Source organism: Qipengyuania flavescens (assembly GCF_029688735.1).
Lineage (GTDB): Bacteria > Pseudomonadota > Alphaproteobacteria > Sphingomonadales > Sphingomonadaceae > Qipengyuania.
This window is the reverse complement of sequence record NZ_JARULD010000004.1, coordinates 75,346-88,303: the sequence shown is the minus strand read 5'-3', so window position 1 is coordinate 88,303 and position 12,958 is coordinate 75,346. Positions and strand designations below refer to the sequence as shown.

The following is a 12,958-nucleotide window of genomic DNA, read 5'->3' as shown; positions in this document are numbered from 1 at the left end:
CGGTTTTGCGCGTGATTTAAAGGCGGTTTAGCTGACGGCCTGGCGGCGCAATTCGCGCGCCTTGGTCAGGATGATGTCTTCCAGCTTCTGCACGGTCGCAGCCTGCACCGGTGCATCGACCCAGCCACCGCCCTGCGCGACCTGGCGGCTGGCGGCGACCCGCAGCGCATCGGCGCGCAAATCCTGATCGAGGATGGTGATCGTCACCTTTACGCGTTCGCCCGGATTGCTGGGATTGGCGTACCAGTCGGTCACGATCACGCCGCCATTGCTATCCGCCTGCAGCAGCGGGGCAAAGCTGACGGCTTCCAGCGAGGCGCGCCAAAGGTAGGAATTCACGCCGATCGTAGTGACCTGCGAGGCCGCGAGATCTGCCTCCGGACGCTCCCCACCGCCGCACGCTGCGAGGGTGGCGCTGGCGGCCAGCGCCATGGCGAGGGTGGCAGGGCGGGGGAGATTGGCGAAAGCGCTCATGTTCATCCTTAGCATTTCCAGCCGCTCTTCCACGGCGATGATCTTTCCGGCTCTATAAAGCCTGAGAGGGCGCGGGCAAGTTTTCCCAACCGCCCGTACCGTTCTGCCACGGGCAGCCGTGAATGCGTCCTGAATTTCCAGCCCGCCAAAGCCTTTGTGGGCAAAGCGCAACACTTTCTCGCAATCGAAAGGGACGCCCTGTGGAAAAGCTGGCCATGCGTGCAATGCGTCCATAGGTTGTCAAAACGATAACGGCTGCGGAACGAGTCGCGTCAGGGTGCATTCAGGCCCTGTTCGATAAATTCCGATGTTTCCGATGGTCGCCGACAGGGAAGAGTGAACGGATAATGGGACGCAAGGTCAACAGCATCAGCGCAAGGCGGGCGATCCCCGTGGCGTTGGCCGCTGCCGGGCTTGCACTGGCCATTCCGGGCGCGGGCCTTGCGGTCGGCACAGGTAATAGCGCGATCGAAGCGGCCGACATCGTGTCGCTGCCTTTCACCCCCGCCAATATCGATCCGCAGCTGGCTCGCCAGGTCGCCGCGATCATCGGCGAGGATGGCCTGCGCTTCACTCCCGCCACCAAAGTCCAGCGCCAGGCGGAGCGGACCGTCACCGTGGCCGTGCGGGTCGACGATGCGACGGCCCGGGCGATCTCCTTCCGCACCGCATCCACTTCCGTCGCTGGCGAACAGGGCCGTGAACGCGCGCTCGAAATCGCACCGACTCGCTATAATCTCGGCATAGCCCGCGGCTATCAGGGCTTCGCCCAGCCGGAAAAGGCTGCGACATTGCCCGCTGGCGTGCGTGACCTGTCGATGCCCGACCTGTCGGCCTATCGCCCGGCGGAAGAAGCCTCCGGCAAGCCGAGCCGCTTCGGATCGCGCCTTGCGATCGAGAGCGACAGCAAGGCCGGGCGTTCGCCGCGCACTCTGGAAGGCCTTGGTGAACAGAGCGTCGATCTGCAGGGTTCCTATCGCGTGAAGGGCAACCTCAACGTGACGGCAGGCGTCCGCCTGTCGCAGGATCGCAATCGTTTGTCACCGCTGACAGACGGGGTCGAGGACGACCAAGCCGTTTACGTCGGAACGCAGCTGCGTTTCTGATCGGGCTTTAGCCCTCTCCAACAAATTGAATACGATTGTTCGGAGCCGTCGCGCCGCCGAATGGCTTTGCGTGCTTTGGATTCTCTGCCAAGACCATGTGCAAACGCTACGGAAAGCTTGGGAGAGCGAAATATGGGACGTGTTGCTATCGTAACCGGAGGAACGCGCGGAATCGGTCGCGCGATCTGCGAACGGCTACGCGACGAGCGCGGCTGCACCGTCATCGCGAATTACGCCGGCAATGACGATGCGGCGAAGAAGTTCACCAACGACACCGGCATCCCCACGGTCAAGTTCGACGTCGGGGATCACGAGGCCGTGCAGGCCGCTTGCAAGACCGTAGAGGAAGAGCATGGCGCGATCGACATCGTCGTCAACAACGCAGGCATCACGCGCGACGGCACGCTGCTCAAGATGAGTTACGAGGATTGGGACGCGGTCATGCGTACAAACCTTGGCGGATGCTTTAATATGGCCAAGGCTTGCTTTCCCGGAATGAAGGAGCGCGGCTGGGGTCGGATCGTCAACATCGGCTCGATCAACGGGCAGGCAGGGCAATACGGCCAGGTCAATTATGCCGCCGCCAAGTCCGGCATCCACGGGTTCACCAAGGCGCTGGCGCAGGAAGGCGCGCGCTTCGGCATCACCGTCAACGCGATCGCCCCGGGTTATATCGACACCGACATGGTGGCTGCCGTGCCCGAGCCGGTGCTGGAGAAGATCGTCGCCAAGATTCCCGTCGGCCGCCTCGGCAAGGCGAGCGAGATCGCGCGCGGCGTGAGCTTTCTGTGCTCGGAGCATGCCGAATTCGTCACCGGCTCGACCATGAGCATCAATGGCGGACAGCATATGTATTAAAGACCGCGAACCTGCGAACCGGGTGCCATTGCTGGCCACCTTAGCCAAAAATTTCGTGGGCGCGGGGGCTCGTGGTTTGTAAGGGGAGCGCGATGATTCCCCCTTACCATCCGCCGAAGAAATACTCCGTCCGCATCGCCGGGCATCGTACGTCGATCAGTCTCGAGCCGCTGTTTTGGGAAATGCTCGGAAAGGCAGCTTACGCCCGCGCGCAGTCTATCAACGCACTGGTCGCGGAAATCGATGCCGAGCGTATCCAAGCCGACAATCCGCCGGGTCTTGCCGGTGCGATCCGCATCTGGCTGGTCACCCACGAAAAAAGCGGCCGGATCGCTCCAGCCGCTCTTCCGTCCGGCAACTAGCCGGGAAAATGAATTCGCCGCGTCAGTATTTCGCGGTGGCATCGCTCGCCGGATAGGTCTCGTCGAGCGCTTCGTCAGTCGAACTCATCCGGTCGTGCGAGGCGGTCGACGCTGATCCGGCATTACGAAACGAGCCTTCCGGTTCGCCGCCGGCAAATGCGACGCCGTTTTCGTCGACACGGTTCTTTTCGTAATAGCGATATCCGGCATAGCCGAGACCGCCGAGGGCGAGAAGCTTGAGCAACATGATTACGACTCCTTGAATTGGGTTACCCCAAAGCAACGAGCGCGCGGCGGGAAAGGTCCTGACACTGTGCTCAGTCGTCGCCCACACGTTCGATATCAGCGCCGACCAGCTGAAGTTTTTCCTCCAGTCGCTCGTAACCGCGGTCGAGGTGGTAGAGGCGACGGACGGTCGTCTCTCCTTGTGCTGCCAGCCCGGCGATCACCAGGCTCATCGAAGCGCGCAAGTCGGTCGCCATGACTTCCGCCCCGGTCAGCTCGCATGGCCCGCGAACGATCGCGGTGCGTCCTTCGGTTTCGATATCTGCGCCCATCCGAGCCAGTTCGGGCACATGCATGAAGCGATTCTCGAAAATCGTTTCCTTGAGCACGCTAGTGCCTTCGGCCTTGCACAACAGGCTCATCAGCTGCGCCTGCATGTCGGTTGCGAGGCCCGGGAAGGGCGCCGTTGTGAGATTGTACGCCTTGAGCGGTCCGTTGGCGGCGATTTTCACGCCCTCCTTCTCGGTTTCGACCTCGACACCGATGTTACGCAAGGCATGTAACGTCGAGCCCATGTCGCCCGCATCGGCGCCTTGCAGCATCACCTCGCCGCCCGTGATCGCGGCGGCGCAGGCGTAGGACCCGGCTTCGATTCGGTCGGGCATGACGCGATAGGTCGCCCCGTGGAGCTTCTTCACGCCGTGGATCGTCAGCTCCGACGTCCCGACCCCCTCGATCTCCGCCCCCATGGCGGTGAGCAGATTGCACAGGTCCACGATTTCCGGCTCGCGCGCGGCATTGCGAAGCACGCTGGTCCCGTTGCACAGCACGGCGGCCATCACGGCATTCTCGGTCGCGCCGACCGACACCACGGGGAAATCGAAATCACCGCCCGGCAGGCCGCCGTCGGGCGCGCTAGCCTTCACATAGCCCTGCGCCAGTTCGATCTGCGCACCGAACGCCTCCAGCGCCTTGAGGTGCAAGTCGATCGGCCGGTTGCCGATGGCGCAGCCGCCCGGCAGCGAAACCGTCGCTTCGCCGGTGCGCGCCAGCAACGGGCCGAGCACGAGGATCGAGGCCCGCATCTTGCGCACCAGATCGTAAGGCGCGACCGAGCTGGTGATCCGCATGGCTTCGAGCGTGACATTGCGGCCGAACTCCTCCGGCCGTTTGCCCGGAATCGTGTGGCTGACGCCGAATTGCGTCATCAGATGCTGGAAGCCGTCGATATCCGCCAGCCGCGGCAGGTTGCGCAGCGTGACCGCCTCTTCGGTCAACAGCGCACAGGGTATCAGCGTGAGCGCGGCATTTTTTGCGCCCGAAATGGGAATGGTCCCGGAAAGGCGATTGCCGCCGCGTACGATCAGTTTGTCCATGCCGTCTCCTTAATCGCACGCGCGCCGCTGGCAAGCGTCACACCGCTGTTACAAAACGCGTCCAGCGGGGTCGCGCGCTTAACCTATGGCAATTGACCCCCTTCGATAGCGGACCTACGCCCTCACCCATGACCCACCACGACACTTCGCAGCATAAACCCATCAGGAAGGCGGTGTTTCCCGTCGCCGGCCTCGGCACCCGTTTCCTTCCCGCGACCAAGGCCATCCCTAAGGAGCTTCTCCCCATCGTCGATCGCCCGCTGATCCAGTATGCGGTGGACGAGGCGCGCGAGGCGGGGATCGAACAGATCATCTTCGTAACCGGCCGCGGCAAGACCGCGATCGTCGAACATTTCGACGTCGCCTACGAGCTCGAATCGACCATGGAAGAGCGCGGCAAGGACATGACCGTGCTCGACCCGACGCGGGCGACGCCGGGCGATATCATTACCGTGCGCCAGCAGGTGCCGCTGGGCCTGGGCCACGCGATCTGGTGCGCCCGCGCCATCGTGGGCGACGAGCCCTTCGCCATCCTGCTGCCCGACGAACTGATGGTCGCGCAGAAGGGCGGCGGGGCAGGCTGCATGAAGCAGATGGTCGACGCCTACAACGAAGTCGGCGGCAACCTGATCTCGGTGCTCGAAGTGCCGCAGGACGAGGTTTCCAGCTATGGCGTCATCGCACCGGGCGAAACCAAGTCGGACACGCTGACCGAGGTTACCGGCCTGGTCGAGAAGCCCAAGGTGGCCGAAGCGCCGTCGAACAAGATTATCTCCGGCCGCTACATCCTCCAGCCCGAAGTCATGCGCGTGCTGGAAGACCAGGAAAAGGGCGCAGGCGGCGAGATCCAGCTGACCGATGCGATGGCCCGAATGATCGGCAACCAGGCCTTCCACGCCGTGACTTTCGCCGGCCGCCGCTTCGATTGCGGCAGTAAGACCGGCTTCGTCGAGGCGACGCTGGCGCTGGCACTGGAGCGCGAGGACATGGGCGCCGAGATTCGCGCCATGGCGGAGCGGTTACTGGCGGAGTAGGGCGACACTCAGGCGACAAAGGCGACACCCTGTCGCCCGATGGCGCTGGGCCTTATACCATTATAGTTTAAGCACTTTTACTTGGACTTGCCGTGACGGTTTTGGGGACCCCCCCCGGGGGGGCACCCCTTCGAAGTCGCGTCAGCGATTGACTTGCCGGCTAGCACTGGCCTTCGGCTGTAGGACAGCCCGAATTCCAAGGCATGCAAAAAAAGGGGCGCCGAAGCGCCCCCTCCTATTTGATGTTACTGTAGCTCAGGCGTCCGGCTTTTCGCCTTCGCCATTCGCCTTTGCAGTCTTTTCGGCGTTGGCTTCGACGTCCTCCACCTGCTCCGCAATGCCGTCGAGAACTTCGGCTAGGCGGGGAGTGTCCTTGGGAGCCTCGGCCTGCGCCGGGCCCTTGACCAGCCCGTCGAGCGAGGAGCCGTCCAGCCCCAGCTCCTTCATCAACCCGTCGAGGACCGGGGCCTGTGCGCGGTAAGCCAGCGCCGCGCTGACCGCGTCGGTCGCGAGGTTGCCGGAGCCGCCGCTCGAGCCGCCGACACCGCCGGACGACTTGCCGCCACCATTCGTGAGGCCGTCGACCTGGACGATCTTGATGCTCTCGATCGCTTCCATCGGCTTGGCGCTCTCGCGCACGAGGTCGGGCATGACCTTGAGCAGCGCCAGCTTGGTCTGCAGGCTGATCTGGTCGGACGAGAGGATGTTCGCCGCCTCGTTGATCGCCCGCTGACCGGCGGCCTCGACTTCGAAGCGCACACGCGCGGCTTCGGCCCGCAGCTTCTCGGCCTCGGCCTCGCCCTGCGCTTCGAGGCGCAGCGCTTCGGCGCGGTTGGTCGCGGCGTCCTTCTCCGCTTCGGCTTCGACGCGGACGCTGATCGCGTCGCGTTCCGCCTGCTTGGAGGCCTCGATCAGTTCGATGCGCTTCTGACGCTCGGCGATCTCGGTCTCGCGGCTGGTCGCGACCTGTTCCTCGGCAGCGACGGCCTTGGCGCGAGCTTCGTCGGCTTCGGCCTTGGCCTGGCTTTCCTCGCGGCTCTTGTTCTGCACCGCGATCTGCTGTTCCTGCCGTGCGATCTCGAGCGCACGCTGCTGGTCGATCCGCGCTTCCTCGACGAGCCGGTCAGCCTCGATCTGCTGGGCATCGACCTGCTTCTTCGCCTCGATCCGCGCAGCATCGGCTTCGCGGGTCCGCTCGGCCTGTTCGCGGGCGATTTCCGAGCTCTGCGCGGCGCGCCGGACCTCGACCTCGCGCTCCTGCTCCAGCCGGGCATATTCGGTGTCGCGGCTGATCTGGAAGCTGCGCGCATCGGCTTCGAGGTTCTTGGCCTCCATCTGCACGCGCGTGTCCTGCTCGATGTCGTTGCGCAGCTTCTTGCGCGCCTCGATCTGCTCGGTCAGCTTGGTGAGACCTTCGGCGTCGAAGGCGTTGTTGGCGTTGAAGTGCTCGATGCTCGTCTGGTCAAGCCCGGTCAGCGAGACCGATTCCAGCTCCAGCCCGTTCATCGCGAGATCGTTGGACGAGACCTGCTGCACCTTCTGCACGAAGTCGGCGCGCTGCTCGTGCAGCTCGTTCATCGTCATGCCGGCCGCGACCGAGCGCAGCGCGTCAACGAACTTGCCCTCGACCAGGTCCTTGAGCATTTCCGGCTGCATCGTGCGCTGGCCGAGCGTCTGCGCCGCCATGGCGATCGCTTCGCTATCGGGCTTCACGCGGACGTAGAATTCCGCCTTCACGTCGATCCGCAGGCGGTCGAGCGTGATGAGCGCCTCGCCGTCGCGGCGGACGACCGAGAGTACCAGCGTGTTCATGTTCACCGGCATGGTCTCGTGGAACACCGGCAGCACCAGCGCGCCGCCGTTCATCACGACCTTCTCGCCGCCGACACCGGTCCGCACGAAAGCGATTTCTTTTGATGCGCGGCGGTACATCTTCAGCAGAAACGTGATGATAATGATGCCGAGTAGAGTGGCACCTCCGATCATGACCAGCGATGTTCCAAACAGATTGTCCATTACCCCTCCTTCTTACGAACTGTGTGTTGGCGACAGACGGCGCTCGGCGAGCGCGGTCGCATAGAATTGATTGCCTTCGCGGCGGACGAGCAGGACCTCGTCACCGGCGTGGATTTCGGACGATGCCTCGTGGGGCTCCACCATCACGTGATGGGTCTGCCCATGAATGTCCTTCACCTTGGCGCGGGCGGGCGAATTGGCGCGCGCCACGCCGTCGGTAATCATCGCCCGGCGACCGATCAGGCTTTCGGTACTGACGGCCGTCGTGTGATCCTTTGGCATGACACGTCCAAGCGGGCGGGCGAAGACGCCTGTGACGGGGACGGCAGCCGCCCCGGCGAACAGGGCCGCCAGCCAGCCATAGAGCGGGCTGCCGGTCAGATCCTGAGCGAGCTCCTGGATCGACAGGCCGATACCGGCGAACAGGAACAGGAACAGCGCCAGCCAGATCGTCAGCGGCACGCGCCCAATGCCGAGCAGCGTCAGCAGCCCGTCGAACATGCTGGCGTCCGGCATCCCGTCGGCGTCGCCGCCCGCCTCGAGATCCGCATCGCCGAAGTCGGCCACGCCGATCAGCTGGACGACGGACAGGACGAGCATCACCACCAACGCCGCCGCAAAGGGCAGGTTGTGCGGTTCGAGCAATGTCATGTGACCCCCTTCCAGATGCGCAGGACTATCCGTCTCCGACCGGGCCGAAAGCGCGTCGTCCTACTGTTTTAATCATGTGGAACACTTAGCAGAAATCGCGCGAATTGGCGAGGAGAATCGGAATTCGCGCGTACGATTCTCACCGCGATTACTGGGCGTGAGGTGTGGCGCGACTTCGACCGCGACGCCGCCGCGAGCGTCGGGACTTCAGGCGGCGGTGAAGCGCAGCGGCAAGGTCTTGAGGCCGCCTACGAAGGTCGATTTGGACCGTGCCGGTTCGCCTGCCAGTTCGATGCGGTCGATCCGGTCGAGCAGGGTTTCGAACAGGATGCGCATCTCCAGCCGTGCGAGATGCAGGCCGAGGCATTGGTGCGCGCCGGCCCCGAAGGCGAGGTGGCGGTTGGGGCTTCGCGCCGCATCGAACTTGCGCGGATCGTCGAAGACGCTGGGATCGTGGTTGGCGGCGACATAGTTCATCATCAGCCAGTCCCCCTTGGCGATCGCCTGCCCGCCGACTTCGGTGTCTTCCGCCGCCGTGCGCATGAAGTGCTGCACCGGCGTGGTCCAGCGGATAGCTTCCTCGACGATCCCGCCGAGGAGCGAGCGGTCGGCCTTGACCCGCGCCCATTGCTCGGGGTCCTGCGCCAATGCGAGCATGGCGCCCGCCGTGCTGGCGCTGGTGGTGTCGTGCCCGGCGGCAGCGAGGATGATGTAATAGCCCATCATGTCGCGATCGTTGAGCGGCTCTCCGTCGATCACCGCATTGGCGATAGTGCTGGCGACATCGTCGGTCGGATTGGCCCGCCGCTGCGCGGTCAGCTTGGCGAAATAGGCTTCGAAATCCGCGACGGCTCCGGCCACCAGCTGGGTGACTGCCTCGGGCGGAAGATCCTTGATGCCCGACTGGTTGAGATCGTCGTCCTGCCCGCCGAACAATTGCTGGGTCAGCATCAGCATGCGCGGCTCGTCTTCTTCGGGCACACCCATGATCTGCATGACGACATGCAGCGGATAGGGCGCGCTGACGAGCTTGCAGAAATCGGCCTCCGGGCCTTCGGCGACCAGCCGCTCGACTGCATCCCTGGCAATGCCGCGGATTTCGCCTTCGACGGTGCGCAGGTTCTTGGGCATGAACCAGTCCTGCGTCAGCTTGCGATACTTGCGGTGCGTATCGCCGTCGAAGGTGACGAGGCTGGCCACGAGGTGCTCGCTGCCGCCGGTCATCGCCTTGGCGAATTCGATCCCCTCGGTCAGGCTGAAGACCACCGTATGCGGATTGTTGAGGAAGGTCGCATTGTCCTTCGACATGCGCATGACGTCGTCATAGCGGGTGATCAGCCAGAAGGGCGGATGGGCATGGTCGTCCTGCGATTCGACCCAGGCGACCGGATTTTCCTCGCGCAGGCGGTCGAACGTGTCGAGCAGCGGATCCCATGCGGCATAGCTGGCCGGATCGATGACCGTCCGGGCGGTGGCGGGGTCGAGCGTGGGCCGGTCCCTCGTCGCCATCACGCCTGCTCCGTTTGTTCTTCGGCCATGCGCTGATACTCGTCGCGCAATTCGCGCTTGTAGAGCTTGCCGTTCGCCTCGCGCGGCAGGTCGGGCCGGAAGTCGAACAACTTGGGCATCTTGATCTTGGCGAGGCTGGGCGCGAGGAACTCGCGCAGTTCCGCCTCGAGCCCGTCCCCGGCCTCGCCCATATCCATCGGCTGTACCACGGCGACGACCTTCTCGCCGAAATCGGGACAGGGCGCACCGATCACGGCAGCGTCCATCACCTTGTCATGGGTGACGAGCAGGTTCTCGATCTCCTGCGGGTAGATGTTCACCCCGCCGCTGATGATCATGTGGCTCTTGCGGTCGGTGAGGTAGAGATAGCCGTCCTCGTCCACGTGGCCGATATCGCCGAGCGTCATCCAGCCCTTGGGATGCATCGCCTCGCGCGTCTTTTCCGGGTCGTTGTGATAGGTCGGGATGAGGTCGTTTTCGAAGTAGAGCAGCCCGTCCTGTCCGGCAGGCACCTCTTCCCCGTTTTCGTCGCAGACATGCAGTGTGCCGTGGATCGCCTTGCCGACGCTGCCGGGATGGTCGAGCCAGTCTTCCGCCTTGATCAGCGTCATGCCGATGCCTTCGGACCCGGCGTAATATTCATTGATGATCGGCCCCCACCATTCGATCATCTCACGCTTGATCGGGACCGGGCAAGGTGCTGCCGCGTGAAGCGCGCGCTGGTGGCTCGACAGATCGTATTTCGTGCGAACCGATGGATCGAGCTTGAGCATGCGGACGAAATGGGTTGGCACCCATTGGCTGTCGGTCACCTTGTATTTCTCGATCGTCGCCAGCGCGCTTTCGGGATCGAACTTCTCCATCACCACGACCGTGCCGCCGAGGCGATGCGCCGTCGTGCACCAGCCGAGCGGAGCGGCGTGATAGAGCGGCGCGGGCGAGAGATAGACCATCGATCCGTCGGCAGGCATGCCTGCGCCCATCACTGCCAGGCCGACCAGCGGGTTCACCGCCTGGATGTCGTCATCCGCCGGCGGAGCGGGGCGTACGCCCTTGGGCCGCCCGGTCGTGCCGCTGGAATAGAGCATGTACTGCCCGGGCAACTGGTCCGCGATCGGCTCTGCGGGCTGGGCTGCGAGCGCGTCCTCCAGGCTCTCGTCGCCTTTCCCGCCGGCGATCAGCATGGGAATATCCGGGCACTCGCTGCGGATCTCGCCGAGGACCTCTTCGAAATAGGTGGAGGTGAGCAGCAGCTTCGTATCGCTGTCCTGCAAGATGTAGCAGATCTCCGGCGCGGTCAGGCGGGTTGAGATCGGCACCATCATGATGCCGCTGCGCTGCGCGCCCCAGACCATCTGGAGATAGTGCGGATTGTTCTCCATCAGGATCGCGACGTGATCGCCGCGCCCCAATCCGCGCGCGCGCATCAGCTGGGCGAAGCGGTTGGCATAGGCATCGAGCTCACCGTATGTGACGGTCTCTCCGCTCGAGGCCATGATAAGGGCGGGATGGTCGGGGCGCGCCTGCGCGTGAACGATCGGGTGCATGGGCTTCCTCTCTTCTCGGTCGGTCCGCATCTATCGGCGGGACTCGTCCGGTTGCCGGATGAAACCTACCCGACATGCGCACATGAGCAAGGAAAATTGGGGGGAATGAGAAAAGGGGCCGCGGATCGCTCCGCAGCCCCTTTTCATCAATCCCGAAAGGCGTTTGCCTTATTCGTCGCCGCCGCCCTGGCCGCCTTCACCCATGGCGAGGGCATAGGCGCGCTGCGCTTCCGATTCGACCATGTAGGGAACCGGATTGACCGGCTTGCCGGCGATGCGGACTTCATAATGCAGGTGCGGACCGGTCGAACGGCCGGTCGAACCGACGTAACCGATCAGCTGGCCCTTCTTGACGCGCGTCCCCGAAGTAACGGCGATGTCCGACATGTGGGCGAAGCGCGTCTGCAGGTCTGCGCCATGTTCGATCGAGACGTACTTGCCGTAGCTGGAGAACCACTCGGCCTTGCTGACGTAGCCGTCGGCGGTGGCGTAGATCGGCGTGCCGGTCGGCGCGGCGAGATCGACGCCATTGTGCGAGCGACGGCCGCCGAGCACCGGATGGGTGCGCATGCCGTAATCGCTGGTCAGGCGGGTATCGTCGAGCGGCATGCGGCTCGGCACGGAAACCACGGCCTGCGCCGGTGCGGGGCGATCCAGTTCTTCCCACTTGGCGAACAGCTGCCGGAACTGCGCGTCGTCACCCTTTTCGGTAACGCCGGAAACCTTCGACATGTCGATGGCACCAACTGCGGCGGCGGTGTTCGTTTCGCCGGCATGTGCCGGTGCGGCGGCGATCGTAAGTCCTGCAGACATGATCACCAGTGCGAGCGTGGTGCGCTTCGTAGCCATTGCTAAACCCGTCCGACGCCTCGGGGCGCCTTTTCCCGAGATGATCGAAGCGACGTCCCTGACGCCCCGTCACCTTTTTTCAGTCACTGCCGGAACCCCCCGGCGTCTCGTGAGTATTGGGTAACGGCGAAGAAGTTAACGAGGCAATAGGCCCGTAGAACTCCAGCGGTAGGCCGCCTGCCAAACGCGCCGAGTCGTTGAATGGCGGCTTCAGACCCCCCGAAAAGTGAATTCGGACAAGATTTTGCCACGTTTCGCGCGGACTTTCGTCGCGCCTGGCGCACAGCTCGTGGAAGTGCCTTGACCCGATGCCCACGTGGCGAATCTCGTCGTCAAGGATCCGCTGCAGGATTTTCGCACCATTGTCGTCGCCCTGCGCGCGCACGCGCTCCAGCGTGGCGGGCGTTACATCGAGGCCGCGTGCCTCCAGCACCATCGGCACGATGGCGAGCCGGGCAGCCACGTCATGTGCCGTGTCCTGCGCTGCGCTCCAGAGGCCATCGTGGACGGGCAGCACGCCGTAAGCCGAGCCGAGCGACTCCAGCTTTCGCGCGAGCAGGGCGAAATGCATCGCCTCGTCCGCGGCGACAGAGAGGAAGTCCGAGATGAAGCCCTCCCCCATCGAGTCGCCGAAGCGGCCCGCCATGTCGAGCGCGAGGTCGATGGCGACGAATTCGATATGCGCGAGCGAATGCCACAACGCGATGCGGTTGCGCTGCGAGCCCATCTTGCCGCGCTTCGGCATTTCGCGCGGCGGGAGGAGTTCGAGATTTTCCGGCCAGGCCGGCCGGTCGGGCATGGCGACATCGAAATCGAAGTCCAGCCGTCCCAGCCGCCAGTCGCGCGCGACCTGCCGCGCGGCGAAGACCTTCGCCGTCGGGTCGGCTGTCAGCAACGCCGCACGGATTGCCGTAGCCACACTTCGCCGCGGGGACGTCAACGACATTGCCG

The 12,958-nt window shown here is 64.1% G+C and carries 13 protein-coding genes; 4 read left to right on the top strand and 9 right to left on the bottom strand.

Annotated features, from left to right (window positions below; translation table 11 throughout):
• Positions 1 to 27: 27 nt before the first annotated feature.
• On the bottom strand, positions 28 to 474 hold the full coding sequence (locus P8R33_RS11690; protein WP_278329141.1) for a DUF3576 domain-containing protein: 447 nt from the start codon (positions 472 to 474) through the stop codon (positions 28 to 30).
• 347 nt (positions 475 to 821) lie between these two features.
• Between P8R33_RS11690 and P8R33_RS11685 the strand changes: the two genes are divergently transcribed.
• From P8R33_RS11685 to P8R33_RS11675, 3 genes are all read left to right on the top strand, one after another.
• Positions 822 to 1,580, top strand: coding sequence for a hypothetical protein (locus tag P8R33_RS11685; protein ID WP_278329140.1), 759 nt, complete (start codon positions 822 to 824; stop codon positions 1,578 to 1,580).
• A gap of 132 nt (positions 1,581 to 1,712) precedes the next feature.
• Entirely contained in the window at positions 1,713 to 2,438 is a 726-nt protein-coding gene (gene phbB / locus P8R33_RS11680; protein WP_278329139.1) for an acetoacetyl-CoA reductase, read from the top strand.
• A gap of 92 nt (positions 2,439 to 2,530) precedes the next feature.
• Complete coding sequence (locus tag P8R33_RS11675) at positions 2,531 to 2,800, top strand: ribbon-helix-helix domain-containing protein (RefSeq protein ID WP_278329138.1); 270 nt, start codon at positions 2,531 to 2,533, stop codon at positions 2,798 to 2,800.
• A 22-nt stretch (positions 2,801 to 2,822) separates the two neighbouring features.
• On the opposite strand, the gene P8R33_RS11670 is transcribed toward P8R33_RS11675, so the two are convergent.
• A complete protein-coding gene (locus tag P8R33_RS11670) occupies positions 2,823 to 3,047 on the bottom strand; it encodes a hypothetical protein (RefSeq protein WP_278329137.1) in 225 nt (74 codons plus the stop codon).
• A gap of 70 nt (positions 3,048 to 3,117) precedes the next feature.
• Positions 3,118 to 4,401, bottom strand: coding sequence for a UDP-N-acetylglucosamine 1-carboxyvinyltransferase (gene murA, locus P8R33_RS11665; protein WP_278329136.1), 1,284 nt, complete (start codon positions 4,399 to 4,401; stop codon positions 3,118 to 3,120).
• Between the two features lie 128 nt (positions 4,402 to 4,529).
• Between murA and galU the strand changes: the two genes are divergently transcribed.
• Positions 4,530 to 5,435 carry a UTP--glucose-1-phosphate uridylyltransferase GalU gene (gene galU / locus P8R33_RS11660; protein WP_278329135.1) on the top strand — a complete coding sequence of 302 codons (906 nt, stop codon included), beginning with the start codon at positions 4,530 to 4,532 and terminating at the stop codon, positions 5,433 to 5,435.
• Positions 5,436 to 5,690: 255 nt separating this feature from the next.
• Here the strand turns inward: galU and P8R33_RS11655 are convergent, their stop codons facing one another.
• From P8R33_RS11655 to P8R33_RS11630, 6 genes are all read right to left on the bottom strand, one after another.
• Entirely contained in the window at positions 5,691 to 7,451 is a 1,761-nt protein-coding gene (locus tag P8R33_RS11655) for a flotillin family protein (protein WP_278329134.1), read from the bottom strand.
• Positions 7,452 to 7,463: 12 nt separating this feature from the next.
• Complete coding sequence (locus P8R33_RS11650) at positions 7,464 to 8,102, bottom strand: YqiJ family protein (RefSeq protein WP_278329133.1); 639 nt, start codon at positions 8,100 to 8,102, stop codon at positions 7,464 to 7,466.
• 207 nt (positions 8,103 to 8,309) lie between these two features.
• Positions 8,310 to 9,611 carry a cytochrome P450 gene (locus P8R33_RS11645; RefSeq protein ID WP_278329132.1) on the bottom strand — a complete coding sequence of 434 codons (1,302 nt, stop codon included), beginning with the start codon at positions 9,609 to 9,611 and terminating at the stop codon, positions 8,310 to 8,312.
• Positions 9,611 to 11,158, bottom strand: a complete 1,548-nt coding sequence (locus P8R33_RS11640; RefSeq protein ID WP_278329131.1) for an acyl-CoA synthetase — start codon at positions 11,156 to 11,158, stop codon at positions 9,611 to 9,613. Before P8R33_RS11640 ends, P8R33_RS11645 begins: the two co-directional genes overlap by 1 nt.
• A 168-nt stretch (positions 11,159 to 11,326) precedes the next feature.
• Complete coding sequence (locus P8R33_RS11635) at positions 11,327 to 12,007, bottom strand: M23 family metallopeptidase (RefSeq protein WP_278329130.1); 681 nt, start codon at positions 12,005 to 12,007, stop codon at positions 11,327 to 11,329.
• Between the two features lie 79 nt (positions 12,008 to 12,086).
• On the bottom strand, positions 12,087 to 12,953 hold the full coding sequence (locus tag P8R33_RS11630; RefSeq protein WP_278329129.1) for a ferritin-like domain-containing protein: 867 nt from the start codon (positions 12,951 to 12,953) through the stop codon (positions 12,087 to 12,089).
• Between the last annotated feature and the right edge of the window lie 5 nt (positions 12,954 to 12,958).